Source organism: Prevotella amnii CRIS 21A-A (assembly GCF_000177355.1).
Lineage (GTDB): Bacteria > Bacteroidota > Bacteroidia > Bacteroidales > Bacteroidaceae > Prevotella > Prevotella amnii.
In genome coordinates this window covers 39,941-59,482 of sequence record NZ_ADFQ01000105.1, presented here as the reverse complement: position 1 = coordinate 59,482, position 19,542 = coordinate 39,941, and the positions used below count along the sequence as shown (strand labels likewise).

The window sequence follows — 19,542 nt, the reverse complement described above, 5'->3', positions numbered from 1 at the left end:
TTATATTTTAATGTTAAGTCCTAACTCATAGATATTTGCAAACGGATAAGATAAGCCTCTTTCACGCTTTATAGTAGATAAGTGCAGGAATTGTCCCATAGAAAAAGTAAAGCGTACATATTGCAGGTGAGCTAATTTGCACAAACTATTTGGCACGTCATACCCTAACATAAGCGAAGTGCCCTCTAAAGCGTATTCTTTTTTTACAAATCTAGAAGTGGGAGGTGTATCTTCTTGAGCAGCAATATGCTTATAGATAGCTTTATCGCCAGGCTTTTGCCAGCGGTTGTAAAACACTCTCTTGTCAGCATTATACATAGGGTTGATGCCTTCTACCTTGTTTGCCAAAGTTCCGTTATAGATTGTTGCACCTAAACGATAGTTAAACGATACGGTAAGGCTAAAATTGCTAATATTAGTAGCTAAGCCAAATGCTCCTTGCAGCGTTGGAGTAAGGTCGCCAACTACTCTTCGCGCATTATAATTGTATGTATAGGTTTGCTCTCCATCTTCTCCAATAAATATTTCCTTGCCGTTTGAAGGATTTATACCTGCCGAGAGCATTACCTTTAAGGCTGTAAGCGACTCTCCTTCAGCGTATATTGCTGCGGGTAGCCTACCTGAGAGCTTTGCGTTATGTGCGTTTTGATTTCTTAAATAATCGCTTATTTTTACAATTACATTGTGATTGTGGCTCGCTGTAAAATATGCGTTTAGACCCCAAAGCCTACTATTTATAATCCTACCACGCAACGACAGCTCGTAACCACTGTTGCGTATCTGACCTAAGTTTTCTTTTGCATTGGCAAAACCTGTATGCAAAGGTTTTGATATGGTCATAACCACATTATTAGTTGTGTTTTTATATATGTCGAATGAGCCACTTAAGCGGTCGGAAAACAAACTAAAATCAATCCCCAAATTGGCTTTTATGGTTCGTTCCCATTTTAAGTTCGGGTTTACTAATGCTACAGGCATAGCTCCTATTTCGTTGTTATAGATGTAATTGGCATGGTATCGGTAAGCTAATTGAGCCTGATAAGGGTTAAAACTAACATTACCTACGGTGCCTATGCTTGTCCTGAGCTTTAACAAGTTGATAGGGCTGTCACTAAAAAATCGCTCTTTATGTATATTCCACCCTAATCCTATCATGCAAAAAGGAGCGTAGCGTTCTGATGTTCCAAACTTTGACGATCCTTCACGGCGAAAAGATGCATCTATGAAATATTTATTTTCAAAAACATATTGCACGTTTAAATAGCCTCCAAACATTCTTGCTTTGTCTTTTCCTCCCTTTGGTGTACTCCCTTCAGCAAATGCTGCCGCCTGTGAAGCATGGTCTATCTTGTCTGATAGTATCCCAATGGCTGTAAACCCATTACTTTCGTCGTCTGTAGCCTGAAGGTTAAGTCCTAAGGTAGCAATGAGTTGATGCTTTTTTATAGCTTTAGCCCAAACTAAAAAGGCATTTGCCGAAAAATCGGTAGATTCGCTGTGCATAATATCAAAACTACCGCGCTTAGCCTTATCCGTATAATGAAATTTTACAGAATGTGGCGAATAAAACGTTTCGTTATCGTTTTGCGTTTGTGTTAAAGAGGCTGTAGCTTCTAAGCGTAGATGTTTTAAGATATTCCAACGCACTTTAGCACTGTTTGTAACAACCTTGTTTTTTTGCAGAATATAGCTGGAAAGAGTCTTTTCAAAGATAGGATTAGCCATACCAAAGGCAAGATGGTTGTTTAGCTCTCCGTAGCTATTGTATGGCTCATCGTATGGGTTTAGTCTTGTATAGTCCGAAAAACTGCCATAAGGCACATCATGACTTTGCCCACCCATTATAAGTGCAGTGTATTGTAAGAAGAATTTTGAAAAATCGCCGTATGTCAAATTTACTCTCACCGAGCCATCTCTTCTGTCGCTTTTATCCATAACTCCCCGCACATCATTAATCCCTGCCATAAGCGTATAACGAAATAATGGTGTTCCGCCCATAATGTTAATGTTATGTGTTTGTGATAACCCTGTACGTAACGGCATTTTTAGCCAGTTGGTATTAACACCTGCTTTTACCCTGTCCAGTCTTGCATAATAGTCTTTTTGGCGTTTTACATCTATATCGCTGTTGCCTATGAAACGGCCATATAAACCTGCTTTGCGCTCAAATTCTAATTTCTCGGCAGCATTAAGCAGATTATAATCAGACAAATCGGCTACACTCACCTGAAAACGATTACTATAATCGATGTCCAGTTTTCCTATACGAGAGGGTAATGACGTTATGACAATGACACCATTGGCTGCTTTCGAGCCATAGTAAGTAGTGGCAGCAGCATCTTTCAACACAGATATTTGAGAGATGGTGGAAGGCTTTAAGCTGAAAACTACTCGTATATCTACCTCTACGCCATCGAGAATGAAAAGCGGAAGGTTAGTATGGTCGCCCTCTATAAAACTGCTTCGCCCACGTATAATCATATCTGGCAACTTGTTAGGGTCAGACCCTTTATTATTGTCAGGAGTTAGTTCAAATCCGGGAACATTATTTTTTATAAGTTCTAACAAGTTTGTGTTTACTTGGTTATTTATAGTTTTTCTGTCAATGGTAAATGCCGAACCTGTATATATTTCCTTAGGCTTATTAATATAGCCTGTAACCACCACTTCATCGAGCATTTCTTGGTGTATAGACGTAGTGTCTTTATGTGTTTGTGCTAAACAAAGAAGGCTTACAAAAAGCAAAGATATAGTTGTAAAAACATATTTGTTATCCCGATGTATTAGTGCCATTATTGCCTCAATAGTTCTATCTGTTTATTAAATAGGAAATGCAAAATTAATATATTACTAAAAGTTAGACAATACTTAATTTTAGTGATTTTATTATAGATAATGTGTTATAAAATATTTTCTTAAAATGTTTTAAACCTATATTATTGCACTTGTTTATCTTATATTAGCGTGCGATTTGCTACAAAAACTAACGTTTTGTTAGTTTTGGTAAATATTTCTCTTTTTGTAAATATAATTAATCTTCGTTACCTTTCTACATTTTTAGGTATTTTGCTTGTTCTTTTCTGTAGATATTTTGCTAAAAGTAAAGATTTATTTATATTGCTGTTTTTAATAATAAATATAAGTTTTAGTAAAAAAGCTTATTTCTAAAAATCATATACATCTTATATATAACATAATAATATGTCTTACTATGTGCTTTGAAAACTATAGTTTTATCTGTAAAAAGAAGGCGAGTAAAAAATGAAAATAAATTATTTTTCTATCAAAAATAATCTAAAAATACTTGGAAAATAAATTATTTTTGTTTATATTTGCATATCTTTTCTATAAAGATAGGCAATCTTTTGTTATATATAAAATCAGTAGTTTTATTAATATTATGTATTGCCTTTTGATAGATAACCTAACAGATTAACAAAAAAAAAGAATATTATGGCAGTAAAGATCAGATTACAGCAAAGCAAGTTTAAGGAAAATAATCGTGGCGGAAAGTGGCACGCTCGTACGGTAAGTAATGGTATTTCTACTATTAACGATTTATCTAATGCTATTCAGGAAAGTACTTCGTTTACGCGAGGTGATGTGCGTGGTATTGTAGTGGCGTTGATAGACGAGATAGGTTTTCAGCTTGCAAATGGAAAGACGGTAGTCTTAGAAGGGCTTGGGCGCTTTCATCTCACTGTGGAGAGTACTCCTTCAGATAGTCCGGAGGATTTTTCTTTGCGTAAAAATATAAAGAGTGTAAAGTGTAAGTTTGTGCCTTCAGGTCGTCGCGATCCTGATACTAATCGCAAAGTGGAGGATTTTGGGTTTGGTGTGCAGGTAGCATGGGCAGATAAAAATAATAGAGAGCTGAAATAAGACGCTTCATGGTAGAAACACGCGTAGAGAGTTTTTCTAAGAGAAGATAATATTTAAGAATAAAGAAGTCTGCCATCTTGTCACACTTTCTTTCGTTGGCACAACCTTTGTAAATAATTAAGCGAACGCCAATGTATAACGCATTGGGGTAATGATACAAGAATAATAAAAATAAAAAAAATATATATATAATTATGGGAAAGATTATTGGAATTGACTTAGGAACAACTAACTCGTGTGTTGCAGTATTTGAAGGTAACGAGCCAGTAGTAATAGCTAATAGCGAAGGTAAACGTACTACTCCTTCTGTAGTAGGCTTTGTAGAAGGTGGCGAGCGTAAGGTGGGCGATCCTGCTAAGCGTCAGGCTATCACAAATCCAGAAAAGACAGTTTATTCTATTAAGCGTTTTATGGGTGAAACCTACGATCAAAGCTCTAAAGAGGTAAATCGTGTACCTTTTAAGGTGGTTAATGAAGGTGGTTATCCACGTGTACAGATAGACGACCGCAAATATACTCCTCAGGAAATATCAGCTATGGTGCTTCAGAAGATGAAGAAGACTGCAGAAGATTATTTAGGACAAGAGGTAACCGATGCTGTTATCACCGTTCCGGCTTATTTCTCTGACTCTCAGCGTCAGGCTACAAAAGAAGCAGGGCAGATTGCAGGCTTAAATGTTCAGCGTATAGTTAATGAGCCTACTGCAGCAGCATTAGCTTATGGTGTAGATAAGGCTAATAAAGATATGAAAATAGCAGTATTCGACCTTGGTGGTGGTACTTTTGATATATCTATATTAGAGTTTGGTGGTGGTGTCTTTGAGGTGCTATCTACTAATGGTGATACACATCTTGGAGGAGACGATTTTGATCAGGTTATTATAGACTGGTTAGTAAATGGCTTTAAAGCTGACGAAGGTATAGACCTTACAAAAGATCCTATGGCTATGCAACGCTTAAAGGAAGCAGCTGAAAAGGCTAAGATAGAGCTAAGCTCTTCTTCATCTACAGAGATCAACTTACCTTATATAACTGCTGAAGGTGGTGTGCCAAAGCATTTGGTAAAGACTCTTACTCGTTCACAGTTTGAGCAGTTAGCTCATGGCTTGATACAGGCTTGTTTAGTGCCTTGCCAGAATGCTATCAGGGACGCTAAGCTTTCTACTAGCGATATAGACGAGGTAATACTTGTAGGTGGTTCGAGCCGTATACCTGCAGTACAAACATTAGTAAAAAACTACTTTGGCAAAGAGCCTTCAAAGGGTGTTAACCCTGATGAGGTAGTTGCAGTAGGTGCTGCTATACAAGGAGCTATTCTTAACAAGGAAAGTGGTGTAGGAGATATTGTCTTGCTAGATGTAACACCATTAACGCTTGGTATCGAGACTATGGGTGGTGTAATGACTAAGCTAATAGATGCTAACTCTACTATACCTGTTAAGAAGAGCGAGGTATTTTCTACCGCAGCCGACAATCAGACAGAGGTAACAATACATGTTCTTCAAGGTGAGCGTCCTATGGCATCACAAAATAAGAGTATTGGGCAGTTTAACTTAACTGGTATTGCTCCTGCTCGTCGTGGTGTTCCACAGATAGAAGTAACTTTTGATATTGATGCTAATGGTATCTTAAGCGTGTCTGCTAAAGATAAGGCTACAGGCAAAGAGCAATCTATTCGTATCGAAGCATCAAGTGGTTTGAGCGAAGATGAGATTAATCGTATGAAAGCAGAAGCAGAGCAAAACGCAGCATCTGACAAAGCCGAACGTGAGAAGATAGATAAGCTTAACCAAGCAGACTCTATGATATTCACTACAGAAAACTTCTTGAAGGATAATGGCGATAAGGTGCCTGCCGATCAGAAATCGGCTATAGAAACAGCTCTTCAGCAGCTTAAAGATGCTCATAAGGCTCAAGATATAGCAGCTATCGACACTGCTACGGCTAATCTAAACAGTGTTATGCAGGCTGCTTCACAGCAAATGTATAATCAGGCAGGTGCTCAGGCAGGTGCAGCTAATAGTCAGCAGGCACAGCAAGAGCAGCCAAAACAAGATGATAATATACAAGATGCTGACTTTGAGGAAGTGAAGTAAAACAAAATTAGAATATATAAGTCCATACCTCCCTGTTATAGGAAAGTATGGACTTTTTTTGTTAAAAAAAATCAAACTACGAACATTATAAAGAAAGTAAAAAAACAGTAAAGATAAAAAGCCATTACCTACAGCTAAGCGTAAGCTGTTATAATATATTGGTTTTTATAAGAGGACTTCAGATAATTGTTAGCATATAGATAAATTTCTTAAGTAAAACAGTTTGTATCTTTTTGCTACTAATATATGAAATAGAGTGGGTGGAAGAGATAGAAACTTAAGTATAAAGTAATGATTTAAACAAGAATATCTAAATACTATGTAAAGCATGTTCGTGTATTGGCAGCTACAAACATAAAAGACGTATAATTATAGCTTGAAACTGAAGTCAAAAGTAGATAGTCTGATGCAGCATAATTAACAACATAAGAGAGGTAGATATTAGGACTTTTAAAATGGGAGAAAATATCTCCTCCTTTTCTATTCTTTATACAAGAATATTTACTATATTTGCAAACAATCATATAATATTTATGGAAAGTCCAACTAATAGAATTAAAGAGGTACTTATCGAGAAAGGGATTAAGCAAACATGGCTTGCAGAGAAACTCGGTAAGAGTTTCACTATTGTGAACTCCTACGTTTGCAATCGTCGTCAGCCAAGCCTCGAATTGTTATTTCAGATAGCAGAGATTTTACAAATCAATCCAAAAGAATTGATTAACACCCCAGATGAGTAACTTTATTATGGCAGAGCATAAAACATCTATTCGTTTTTTCAACGACCGTGAAGTTAGGGCGGTGTGGGACGACGAACAAAACTGTTGGTGGTTCTCAGCAACAGATATTGTTCGTGCTATTAACAATGAACCAGACTATACTAAAGCCAGTAACTATTGGCGATGGCTTAAAAGGAAGTTGAAGCAAAAAGATGTCAAAGTCGTGAGTACCACTCACAACTTCAAGTTTGAAGCTCCTGATGGGAAGTTACGCGTGGCAGATGTTCTTAATAGTGAGGATGTTGTATTGTTGGCAAAGAACTACCCCAACAATCGTGCTAATGACTTTCTTGATTGGTTTACTTACAGCGATAATACCATTGATGGACAGAGTAAGAAGAAATCCTACCAACTTTTTGAGAGCGGACTTTTGAACACGGCAGAGCCTGGTAGCGTCAAGTGTCTGCAACAGATTCATGCTTATCTTTTTGGTGGATTGTACGACTTTGCCAGACAAATCCGAACTAAGAATATATCCAAAGGTGGTTTTACCTTTGCTAATTGTATGCACTTCCCTGAAACCCTGCACACAATAGAGCGAATGCCAGAAACAACCTTCAACGAGATAATGGACAAATATGTTGAAATGAAAATTCGTACAAACGAGTACCATGTGAACGAGTTCACTAATGGTAGAGTGCAGCCGAATTTATGCAATGTTGCCCATCCTTTTATGGAAGGCAACGGTCGCAGCACTCGCATTTGGCTCGACCTGATGCTGAAGCGTTCTCTCAAGCTGTGTGTGGATTGGAGTCAGATAGATAAGAACGAATATCTATCAGCCATGCGTGAGAGTGTAGCTGATAGCGTACACATCAAGGCTTTGGTACAGCCAGCCCTCACCACCAAGATTGATGACCGAGAAATGTTCATGAAGGGTATTGATTATTCATATTATTATGAGCAGAATGATTGATTTTTCCACATGGAATCTCTATTGTTAGGTAGGATGTTTTTTTAAAAGAATTACAACGTTATCTCACAATGAAAATTATATGATTCCGTTATAATAAAATGTAAAATAGGAAATTCTATGAATACAGAGAAAACAATAGAATACAATCTTATAAAACGACTTATAGGTTTAAATTATACTTATCGTGAGGATATTCATGATAAGGAAGCACTTGAACAGAATTTCAGACAGAAGTTTGAACAACTCAACAGAGTTCATCTTTCGGATGCAGAATACAATAGATTGCTTGAAGATATTATCAACAGCGATGTTTATGTAGCTTCCAAGATGTTGAGAGAGGTGAATACTTTCATCCGAGAAGATGGTACACCGTTGCAATATAGCTTGGTCAATATTAGAGATTGGTGCAAAAACGAATATGAGGTTGTCAATCAACTAAGAATAAACACCAAGAACAGCTTCCAGCGATATGATGTGATTCTGTTGGTTAATGGACTTCCGCTCGTTCAGATAGAACTGAAGACCTTGGAAGTAAGTCCACGTCGAGCAATGCAACAGATTGTAGATTACAAGAATGACATAGGGAACGGATTTACTAATTCGTTACTATGCTTTATGCAATTATTTATAGTAAGCAATCAGACACACACTTGTTATTTTACCAATAACAACAGCCTATATTTCAACTTTAATGCTGATGAGCTGTTTCTCCCTGTATATTATTGGGCAGATAAGGACAATCATAAGATTACAAACCTTGACGCTTTTACGGATGAGTTTCTCCCCAAATGCAAATTGGGAGAAATGATTAGCCGATATATGGTGTTGGTTGCCAGCGAACAGAAACTACTCATCATGCGCCCTTATCAGATTTATGCTGTAAAGGCTATTATGAGTAGTGTTGAAGAAAATAGAGGAAATGGTTATATATGGCATACAACAGGTAGTGGCAAAACCCTCACTTCATTCAAAGCATCGACATTGTTAAAGGAAAACAGAGAAATAGTAAAGTGTCTGTTTGTTGTCGACAGAAAAGACCTTGACAGACAGACTCGTGAGGAATTTAACAAGTTTCAAGAAAATTGTGTAGAAGAAAATACAAATACAGAATCTCTTGTACAACGATTGGAGTCTGACGATTATGCAGATAAGGTGATTGTTACAACCATTCAGAAATTAGGCATTGCTCTGAACTCAAATACCAAGCAAAATTACAAGGAAAGACTATTGCCGTTGAAGAATAAGCATTTGGTTTTTATCTTCGACGAATGTCATCGTTCCCAGTTCAAAGAAAACCATAAAGCCATTAAGGATTTCTTCCCCAATGCACAATTATTCGGATTTACAGGAACACCGATTTTTGAAGAGAATGCGGTCTATATCCAATATAATAACGAGCAGGGGACTTATATGACCACCAAGGATGTATTTGAACACGAATTGCATACCTATACCATTACCCATGCCATTGAAGATAAGAATGTTCTTCGATTCCATGTGGACTATTTTAAACCCGATGAAAAAAAGGATATAACAGCAGAGGGAACCGTAAAGAAACAAGCCATTGTAGAGACTATCCTGTCTAAGCATGATGCTGCAACCAATGGCAGACGTTTCAACGCTTTTCTTGCTACATCCTCCATTAATGATGCAATAGAGTATTATCATTTGTTCAAAAAGGCTCAAAAAGCAAAAACAGATTGTGAACCATTAAACATTGCGTGTGTCTTTACTCCTCCTGCAGAGGGTAACAAAGATATTATGCAGATGCAGGAGGATTTGGCACAAGAAAGACAAGACAATACGGTTGAGCCTGAAAAGAAGAAGCGAGCTTTGCAAGAAATCTTAAAGGACTATGAGCGACAGTTTGGGGCTCATTTTACCATCAACGAATTCGACGCATACTATCAAGATGTGCAGAAGCGAATAAAAGACCAACAATATAGCAATAAAGACTATCCACACAAGAATAAAATAGACATTACTATTGTTGTAGATATGCTCTTAACAGGTTTTGATTCTAAATACTTGAACACGTTGTATGTTGATAAAAATTTAAAGTATCACAATCTGATACAAGCCTTTTCAAGAACAAACCGTATCTTGAATGATACCAAGCCATACGGTAATATTCTTGATTTCAGAGGGCAGCAAGAGGCTGTGGACATAGCGATTACCAGATTCTCTGGTGTGGATGTAGATAAGCCAAGAACAATTTGGCTTGTTGATCCAGCCCCCACAATCATGCAGAAATACAAGGAAGCTGTTACGCATTTGAAAGACTTTATGCATTCGCAGGATTTGGAGTGCAACCCCGAAGAGGTTTATAATTTGCAAGGTGACGATGCACGTATTGGATTTGTAAATTGCTTCAAGGAAGTACAACGCTATCGAACACAACTTGACCAATATACGGATATTAGTGAGGAAGAGCGTACCGCCATTGACAATATGCTCAATGAAGAAAGGCTGAGAGGCTTCCGAGGTGCCTACCTTGAAACAGCAAAGCAACTCAAAAAGCAACAGGATAGGACAAAAGAAGGAGAGAACCCCCAAATAGAGAACATCGACTTTGAATTTGTTCTTTTTGCCTCTGCCTTGATAGACTATGACTATATAATGGAACTGATAGCAAGACTGTCGGGTGGAACTACTTCCAAGCAGAAGATGACAAAGGAGCAAATCATAAGCCTTATAAAGTCAAGTTCAAACTTATTGGAAGAGCGTGATGACATCATTGCTTACCTCGACAGTTTAAAAGAAGGTGTAAACGGAAAAACTGCCAAGCAGATAAAAGAGGAATACGAAATATTCAAAACGGAGAAATATGCCAAAGAGTTGCTTACGATAGCAGACAAATATAATATTAGTGCCAAAGCATTGGAAGCATTTGTAAACGAGATTATCGACCGTAAAATATTTGATGGCGAGAAATTGAACGACCTGCTTGCTCCGCTCAATCTTGGATGGCGAGACAGAACCAAGAAAGAATTGGCACTAATGGAAGATGTTACCCCTTTGCTGAAACGTCTATCTGCAGGGCAGGAAATCTCTGGCTTGTCAGCATACGATGAAAAGAAATAAAAGTATGGAAAAAGAATTAAAAAATATACCAGAACTCCGTTTCCCTGAATTTATAAAATTAGGAGATTGGGAGAAAAAGAAAATAGAAAGTATAATTTCTCAAGAAAGTTCTACAATGGCAATGAATAAACTGGAACTCCTGAAAGAAGGTTTTCCTGTTTATGGTGCAGATGGATTAATAGGATATATCAATGACTTCCAACAAAAGGAAGAGTATATTTCAATGGTGAAAGATGGTTCAGGTGTAGGCAAACTTAATTTGTGCCAAAAACATTCTTCTATTCTTGGAACTTTAACTGCTCTAAAATCAAAAGACAGTAAAAGATATTTCTTAAAATGGATTTATTATTTACTTAATACTTTGGATTTTTCTTCTTATGTAAAAGGAGCAGGTATTCCGCACATATATTATTCTGATATAAAACATAAATGCATTTATATACCATCTTTTTCTGAGCAAGAAAAAATAGCAGATTGTCTTTCTTCCCTTGACGATTATATCAACGCAACGCAAGAGAAGATTGAAATATTACAAGCACACAAGAAAGGGCTGATACAGCAATTACTTCCTGCATTAGGGAAAACTATGCCTCAGAAGCGTTTACCAAAATTTGGGAAATCCAAGAAGTGGAGTCCCTATTCTATGGAAGAAATGTTTAAAATAAGGAATGGTTATACCCCTTCAAAATCAAATCCTAAATTCTGGGAAGACGGTACTATACCTTGGTTTAGAATGGAAGATATAAGAGAACACGGACATATACTTTCTGATTCAATCCAACATATAACGAAAGAGGCTGTTAAAGGGAAAGGTCTGTTTCCTGCTAACTCTATTATTGTTGCTACAACGGCTACAATTGGCGAACACGCATTGATAATTGTTGATTCGCTTGCGAATCAACGATTTACGTTTTTAACAAAACGTAAATCGTTTGATACACAAATAGATATGAAGTATTTTTACTATTATATGTATATCATTGACGAGTGGTGTAAACAGCATACAAATGCAGGTGGTTTTGCGTCAGTTGATATGAATGGATTTAAACGACTGTCCGTATCTCTACCCTCACCAGAAGAACAGAAGGAAATTGCAGAATGCTTCGCCTCAATTGATGATTTAATAGATAGTACAAAACAAAAACTTGTAATGCTTCAAAAGCATAAACAGGGATTGATGCAACAACTTTTTCCAAGATTATAATGAAATAATATGGAACTTTCAAATATAGCAAAAGAAATAAAGGATGCAAAAGAGAATATATTTCTAATTTATGCATTTAACGCAACAGGCAAGACACGTCTTTCCGTGGAATATAAAGAAACTGCCCGAGATTCTAAAACAAGATTTCAGACAGGAGTATATTATAATGCGTTTAGCGAAGATCTGTTTATATGGGATAATGATACAAAAAACTCGGAAGCAGATATAAAGATGCAAGTCATCCCAAGTAGTCTCAATCGCTTACATTCACAAATAAGCGAGGAGGCTGTACGCGAAAAACTCCGTCCGTATAATCCTAAATATGAGTTCAATTTTTCTTATATTGACAATGATCCAGAAAAAGGTATTGAATACATTCATTTCTACTTAAAAGATGATGAAAGCATAATGTCTATCAAAATATCAAGGGGAGAAGAGCGTATTTTTGTATGGTGTTTCTTTTTGGCGTTATTTGATACAGAAGGATGGGCAGACAAACAAAATCAATATATTTTCATTGATGACCCTGTATCAAGCCTTGACGACCATAATATTTTTATTACAACGTTCTCTCTACTTGATCTCATTGAAAAATATTATGAGGAAAGAAAGTTTATCATCACAACGCATCATATCGGCTTTGCAACGATATTAGATAATCTTTTGGCAAAAGGAGAAAAAGCAGGAAGTTTTAAGAAGCGGTATAAACTTCGCCTCTTAGAGAAAGAAGGTACGTCATTCTCTTTAGGTAATCCTAAAAAAGATGTATTATTATATCATCTAAGATTATTGCAAATCTTGGATGACGCAATACAAAATAATTCTTTGGAGGTTTATCACATGGCTCTTTTACGACAAGTCCTTGAAAATGTTTCTTCATTTTTAGGTACTGGAAGGATTAACTATGTTTTGGAGCAAATCGGTTTCTCCGATGCAGATAGGATTACAACTATAACAAACTCTCTGACACATAAAAATGTCTATTATCCACAAATGGATGCTATGGTAGAAGATAACAAACAAATAGTAAAAGACGTTTATAATGCGTTGATGGGGAAATATCACTTTATTATCCATAATGATAAAATTGAAATCAATGACAACAGAAAATAAAGATGAACTAGGTAAAACCCTTTGGGATATTGCCAATAGCTTGCGAGGTGCAATGATGGCAGATGATTTTCGTGATTATATGCTATCATTTCTCTTTCTGAAGTATCTTTCAGATAATTATGTCGCATTTGCAAAAAAAGAGTTAGGGGGAGACTATCCTGTTATAGATATAAAAGAAGCCTATGCTGTTGGGGTCAATTCTCCATTACAACTTTGGTACGAAAACAATCCGCAAGATATAGATTTGTTTGAAGCACAGATGCGAAAAAAGATTCACTATGTTATTAAGCCCCATTATATTTGGGATAGCATAGCTGAAGAAGCACGTACACAATCTGATTCTTTATTAGAAAATTTAGAGAAAGGTTTCAAATATATTGAAGAGGAATCTTTTGACACTTCTTTCAAAGGATTGTTTTCTGAAATCAATTTGAACTCAGAGAAACTTGGTAAGAACTATGCAGAACGTAATACATTGTTGGCAAAAGTTATCAATAAGATAAAAGAGGGAATATCAGAATTAGATACAACTACAGATGCATTGGGGGATGCCTACGAGTATCTTATTGGACAATTCGCAGCTAACTCTGGACAAAAGGCAGGTGAGTTCTATACCCCACAAGGTATTTCTTCAATACTATCAAAAATTGTTACACTCGATTGCCAGGATCCTAAATCAGGCAAAAAGAAAAAATAAACAATGTGTTGGATTTTGCTTGCGGTTCCGGTTCTTTGCTTCTCAATGTGCGGCATGAAATGGGAACTAATGGCATAGGTAAGATTTATGGTCAAGAAAAAAATATCACAACCTATAACCTTGCCCGTATGAATATGTTGCTGCATGGAGTAAAAGATACAGAGTTTGAAATCCATCATGGTGATACACTTGTCAATGACTGGAGTATCCTAAACAATATGAACCCGTCAAAGAAGATGGAATTCGATGCCATTGTTGCAAATCCCCCATTCAGTTATCGCTGGGAACCGAAAGAGGAAACTGCAAAGGATTTCCGTTTCAGTCGTTACGGTCTTGCTCCAAAATCTGCTGCCGATTTTGCATTTCTATTACATGGTTTCCACTATTTGAGTGGTGATGGTACAATGGCTATCATTCTTCCTCATGGTGTTTTGTTTAGAGGAGGAAAGGAAGAAACTATCAGAAAGAAACTTCTGAGTGACGATAACATAGATGCTGTTATAGGACTTCCTGCTAATCTATTCTATTCAACAGGTATTCCCGTCTGTATTTTAGTGTTGAAGAAATGTCGTCGTACAGATGACATTCTTTTCATCAATGCCAGTTCAGAAGAACACTATGAGAAAGGGAAACGCCAGAATTTATTACGTCCTAAAGATATAAACAAAATAGTAGAAACTTATCAATTCCGTATAGAAGAGAACCGTTATGCTCGTAAGGTCTATATGCGAGAAATCAAGGACAACGGCTATAATCTGAACATATCACGCTATGTAAATCTGTCCAAAGAAGAAGAAAAGATTGATTTAGCAGAAGTACACAGGCAATTAGTAGCAACAGAGGAAAAGATTGAAGCTGCCCGTCAAAAGCATAATGAATTTCTAAAAGAATTGGGGTTGGATCTTGTATAAAATCATATCACATAAAAGTATAAAAATGAAACACGAAATTAGTCCAGACAAGCAAACAGTAGAATCATGTCTAAAACAAAAATCTTATTATGTGGACTTTTATCAGAGAGAATATGTTTGGTCAAAAGAAACTGTAGATATTCTTTTGCGTGATATATTTTATGAATTTGAATTGTCGTATAATATTCATAAAGATGAAGAATTAACTCAAGAGGTTCTTGACCTCTATAATTGGTATTATATGAATGTATTCATTACCAATAAAGTGGATGGAAAAGTCTATATAGTAGATGGTCAGCAACGGTTAACGACACTTACGCTCATCGCTACCAAATTATATCATATAATTGATGATGAAAATCTAAAAGATACCTTAAAGGAATGTATTTTCTCAAAGGATAAATTCAAGGGAGATATTTTCTGTATAGACAATGAAAAGCGTAAAGATGTCATGCGAAGTATCTTAGCAGAAACTAAATACCAAGAACCTTATAAGAATAAAACCGAAGAAAATCTTATTTTAAGGTATAATGACATCAGTAAGTTTATAGATGACAAGAATCTTCCTTCAGAAGAAATTAAGGCTTTTACTTTTTATTTTCTTGAAAGATTAGTCATGGTAGAATTATCTATTGAAAAAGATGATACACCTATGGTCTTTGAAGTTATTAATGACAGAGGGGAATCTCTTAAGCCTTTTGAAATTCTTAAAGGAAAAATGATAGGGGCATTAGGTAAAAATGACACCGAAGCTTACTCTGAAAAATGGGACAACGCCATATCATGTTTGAGTGGCATACAAGATGCTTTTTTCATAGACTTCATAAAGTCTAGATTTGTTTTTAAAGAAAATGCCAAGTTAGAATCAGCATTAAACCAAGCATATCATAGATACATTTTTGATTATAATGATATTGCAGATGACTTGCAATTCAGAAAGACTGATAAAAAGCATATTACTAATATCAAACATTTTATAGATACGGATTTTAAGTATTATTCTAAACTATATGCTAAAATACGAGCTAATCAAAATCAATTCCTGAGGTATGATAATGTGATTAATTATTTATCAGGACAATATCAGATTATAATGGCTGCTTGCAGTATAGATGATCCGATTGAAGATGAAAAGATAGATACTATTGCTAAAGAGATAGATAGGTTATGGATGCTTTTAATCTTAAATGATATCTACGATAGTAATAAGTTTCAAAATTTGTGTTATGAACTTAACAAATTATTGAAAGAAAAGAATATATCTGAATACCGTAGCATATTTGATAAGTTAATTATGGACGCAATTCGTGATAAGAGGAATACCACTCCAACTTCTGTATTAGATTATCAGAATTTCATCAAGAAGAATTATAGTAATATGAATACTCGTTCATTAAGGTATCTTTTTGCACGAATAGAAAAATTCATTTGTGAACACACAAATCAGTCTATGCAAAACGATGTGGAGTATATATCTACAAAAACGGGGAATAAAACGGGGTACCATATTGAACATATATTATCACATAATGAAATCAATAAAAAATATTTTGATAATGAAGAAGAATTTGAAGATAAACGGAATCTCTTAGGTGGATTGTTGCTACTTAAAGGTTTAGACAATATTAGTTCTGGTAATGAAGAGTATGTCGATAAGCTTAAAACTTATAGCAGTGGTTTAATATGGGGACATTCTTTGTGTGCAGACTTTTATCATGCAAATAAAGACTTTGTTAACTTTAATTATTCCTTAAAAGAAAGAATTTCAGCAGAGTTTAAGCCTTTCAATAAATTTGATAAGGAGGCATTACGTGAAAGAAGTCTATTACTTTATAACTTAATAAAAGTTATTTGGGAGGTATAGCAAGAGAATAGCGATAACCTCCAAGATGTTTTCTAATCAATACTACTCAAATTGAGGAAACATTTTTGTACCATGAGAATGTAATTTGCTGATAATCAATGTGGAATATATTTGAGAAAGAAAAATAAAAATATAACCATGAGCAAAGATGTTTATTTTATCAGACAGTAATACTGAAGAATAAAAAACTTATATGTTATAGAATATGATAAATATGATGTTTTTTCCTAATGTAAAATAAAAAAAATAAGTTCTTTCATGAGTTCATTAGGTCCTGTATTAGGGTTGTCTAAGCCTTTACTTTTAGCATCTATTTCACGTATCTTGCTAAGTATATCCATTGTTTTTCGAGCATTATAAGTTCGAAGCCCTATTAAATAATCTTTTACTCCCCACTTATTTTTTAGTCCTATTGCAGTAGCAATGTTATCTTCTGTTTTGTTTCCTGGAAGATAATGAGTTATCATTAAATTTCGAAAATATGAAAATAAAATAGGAAGTACTGAATATAATGAACCTGCTTTAGGATTATTACTAAAATATTTAATAATTTGATTGGCTTTAAAAATATTTTTCTGAATTATAGCATTTCGCAGTTCAAAAGAGTTAAAGTCTTTACTTATACCTATTTCTCTTTCTACTATTTCAGGTGTTATGAGTAAGTTATCTTTATTGAGAGATATAATTACTTTATCTAATTCTGAAGTTAAACGGTTAAGATCAGATCCAACAGCATCTGCTATAATTTGTTTTGCCTTAGGATCTATTGCTACATTTTTTTTATTTAGATACTCTTGAATAAAGGTAGGTAACTGATAATCGCGTAGCTTTACGCTCTCAAAAACAACTCCTACAGAATTAGCCAACTTTACAATTTTTTTTCTATTATCTATAACTCCATTTTTATAGCACCATACTAATATAGTAGATTTTAAAATATTGCCACTAAGGTATTTCTCTAAAGCATCTAACGACCTGATATTTTGAGCCTCTTTCACAATAACTACTTGGGTATCTGCCATTACAGGATAACGCTTTGCAATATCTATTACTTGTGTACTTGAGACATCTGAACCAAAACAAATAGTTTGATTAAAATCTCGCATATCTTTCTCAAGAACATTGTTTGCAATAAAATCGGTTATCTTATCTATAAAATAAGATTCTTCTCCCATTAAAAGATAGAAAGGGGCAAACCTTTTTGCTTTTAGATCTGAGATAATGCTCTGAAAAGTATGGTCTAATTTTGTCGGCATTATTTTTATTATCTTTGTATTATAATTAATGATATATTACACTCAATTATAATACAAAGATAATAGAATTTGTATGAAATACAAAATTCTTATTTTCTATTTAAAAAAATATATTTATATAAAAGATAAGAATTTTGTAAAGTAAAAACAAATATTGAAAAGCATCTTAACTGTTATTTGGCATAAGCTACAGAACGTGTTTCACGAATAACAGTTATTTTAACCTGCCCAGGATAAGTCATTTCGTTTTGTATTTTCTCTGCTATTTCTGAACTTAATTTTTCACTTTCAATATCGTCCATCTTATCAGCCCCAACAATAACTCTAAGCTCTCTACCTGCTTGTATAGCATAAGTTTTTGTTACTCCAGGGTAACTCATAGCAATAGCTTCAAGATCATTTAAACGCTTAATGTATGCTTCTACAATTTCACGACGAGCACCAGGACGTGCGCCTGATATAGCATCACATACTTGTACTATAGGTGCTAATAGGGTAGTCATTTCTATTTCATCGTGATGAGCAGCTATGGCATTGCAAACATCTGGTTTCTCCTTATATTTTTCAGCTATTTTACCACCATATAAAGCGTGTGGCAGATCAGTTTCTTCATCTGGCACTTTACCAATATCATGAAGTAAACCTGCTCTTTTAGCCTTTTTAGGATTTAAACCTAACTCACTGGCCATTACAGCACAAAGGTTTGCTGTCTCGCGTGCATGCTGTAAAAGATTTTGCCCATATGAAGAGCGATATTTCATTTTACCGATAATACGTATTAGCTCAGGGTGAAGACCATGAATACCCAAATCTATAGCAGTACGTTTTCCTGTCTCTATAATTTCGTTATCAAGCTGTTTTTTTACTTTAGCAACAACTTCTTCTATTCGAGCAGGGTGTATGCGTCCATCGGTAACTAATTGGTGAAGTGCTAATCGACATATTTCACGCCTTACTGGATCAAAAGCAGAAATAACAATAGCCTCAGGTGTGTCATCAACAACAATTTCTACTCCAGTAGCAGCTTCTAAAGCACGAATATTACGACCCTCACGACCAATAATACGTCCTTTTACCTCATCATTATCAATATGGAAAACACTAACTGAATTTTCTATGGCTGTTTCAGTGGCTATACGTTGAATAGTTTGTATAACTATTTTTTTTGCTTGTTGATTAGCATTTAATTTAGCCTCATCTACTATTTCGTTTATATATGATGCTGCATCAAGTTTTGCTTGATCTTTTAAGCTTTCAACAAGTCTTCTTTTAGCCTCTTCTGCGCTTAAACCAGAAAGTTCTTCTAACTTTGCACGCTCTAGCCCTTGCATCTTTTCTAAATCTAACTGTTTTATTTGGAGTAATTTCTTCTCATTGTCTATATGGACTTGTTGTTGTTCGACATCTTGTTTATGCCTGTTAATTTCCTCCTGACGTTGATTTAAAGATATTTCACGCTGTTTTAAGCGATTTTCGTTTTGTTGGATTTTTTGAGTTCGCTGTTGAACTTCAGTTTCTAATTCACTCTTTTTGTTAAGGAATTTCTCTTTAACCTCTAACAACTTTTTTTCTTTAATAACTTCAGCTTCTTTTTCTGCTTTATCAATAGTTTCATTATATTTTCCTATTAAGATATATCTAAAGAAAGCAAAGCCTCCTACGCAACCTATAATAAAACAGATTAATGCTATAATAGTAACTATTATTGGATTCATTTAATATTTTGTATGTTATAGAATT

11 protein-coding genes and 1 pseudogene are annotated in these 19,542 nt (G+C 35.1%); 9 read left to right on the top strand and 3 right to left on the bottom strand.

Going from position 1 to position 19,542, the window contains the following annotated elements; translation table 11 throughout:
* Complete coding sequence (locus tag HMPREF9018_RS09705; RefSeq protein WP_008451013.1) at positions 1–2,793, bottom strand: SusC/RagA family TonB-linked outer membrane protein; 2,793 nt, start codon at positions 2,791–2,793, stop codon at positions 1–3.
* 660 nt (positions 2,794–3,453) lie between these two features.
* Between HMPREF9018_RS09705 and HMPREF9018_RS09700 the strand changes: the two genes are divergently transcribed.
* The 9 genes and pseudogenes from HMPREF9018_RS09700 (at position 3,454) to HMPREF9018_RS09660 (ending at position 16,546) form a co-directional block, all read left to right on the top strand.
* Positions 3,454–3,882, top strand: a complete 429-nt coding sequence (locus HMPREF9018_RS09700; RefSeq protein ID WP_008451105.1) for an HU family DNA-binding protein — start codon at positions 3,454–3,456, stop codon at positions 3,880–3,882.
* Between the two features lie 194 nt (positions 3,883–4,076).
* A complete protein-coding gene (gene dnaK / locus HMPREF9018_RS09695) occupies positions 4,077–5,978 on the top strand; it encodes a molecular chaperone DnaK (RefSeq protein WP_008451152.1) in 1,902 nt (633 codons plus the stop codon).
* Positions 5,979–6,511: 533 nt separating this feature from the next.
* Positions 6,512–6,718 carry a helix-turn-helix domain-containing protein gene (locus tag HMPREF9018_RS09690; RefSeq protein ID WP_039864871.1) on the top strand — a complete coding sequence of 69 codons (207 nt, stop codon included), beginning with the start codon at positions 6,512–6,514 and terminating at the stop codon, positions 6,716–6,718.
* Positions 6,711–7,673, top strand: a complete 963-nt coding sequence (locus HMPREF9018_RS09685) for a Fic family protein (RefSeq protein ID WP_008451130.1) — start codon at positions 6,711–6,713, stop codon at positions 7,671–7,673. Before HMPREF9018_RS09690 ends, HMPREF9018_RS09685 begins: the two co-directional genes overlap by 8 nt.
* A 117-nt stretch (positions 7,674–7,790) precedes the next feature.
* Positions 7,791–10,757, top strand: a complete 2,967-nt coding sequence (locus HMPREF9018_RS09680; RefSeq protein ID WP_008451134.1) for a type I restriction endonuclease subunit R — start codon at positions 7,791–7,793, stop codon at positions 10,755–10,757.
* 4 nt (positions 10,758–10,761) lie between these two features.
* Entirely contained in the window at positions 10,762–11,961 is a 1,200-nt protein-coding gene (locus tag HMPREF9018_RS09675) for a restriction endonuclease subunit S (RefSeq protein ID WP_008451124.1), read from the top strand.
* A 9-nt stretch (positions 11,962–11,970) separates the two neighbouring features.
* Positions 11,971–13,074 (top strand): AAA family ATPase, encoded by a 1,104-nt coding sequence (locus HMPREF9018_RS09670; RefSeq protein ID WP_008451084.1) that lies wholly within the window; start codon positions 11,971–11,973, stop codon positions 13,072–13,074.
* Positions 13,058–14,682: pseudogene (locus HMPREF9018_RS11440) on the top strand (type I restriction-modification system subunit M). Before HMPREF9018_RS09670 ends, HMPREF9018_RS11440 begins: the two are co-directional and overlap by 17 nt.
* 25 nt (positions 14,683–14,707) lie before the next feature.
* Entirely contained in the window at positions 14,708–16,546 is a 1,839-nt protein-coding gene (locus HMPREF9018_RS09660; protein ID WP_008451051.1) for a DUF262 domain-containing protein, read from the top strand.
* Positions 16,547–16,773: 227 nt separating this feature from the next.
* On the opposite strand, the gene holA is transcribed toward HMPREF9018_RS09660, so the two are convergent.
* Both holA and rny read right to left on the bottom strand, forming a co-directional pair.
* Positions 16,774–17,802: a DNA polymerase III subunit delta gene (gene holA / locus HMPREF9018_RS09655; protein ID WP_008451029.1), complete on the bottom strand. Its 1,029-nt coding sequence runs from the start codon at positions 17,800–17,802 to the stop codon at positions 16,774–16,776.
* A gap of 173 nt (positions 17,803–17,975) precedes the next feature.
* Complete coding sequence (gene rny / locus HMPREF9018_RS09650; protein ID WP_008451054.1) at positions 17,976–19,517, bottom strand: ribonuclease Y; 1,542 nt, start codon at positions 19,515–19,517, stop codon at positions 17,976–17,978.
* Positions 19,518–19,542: the final 25 nt, after the last annotated feature.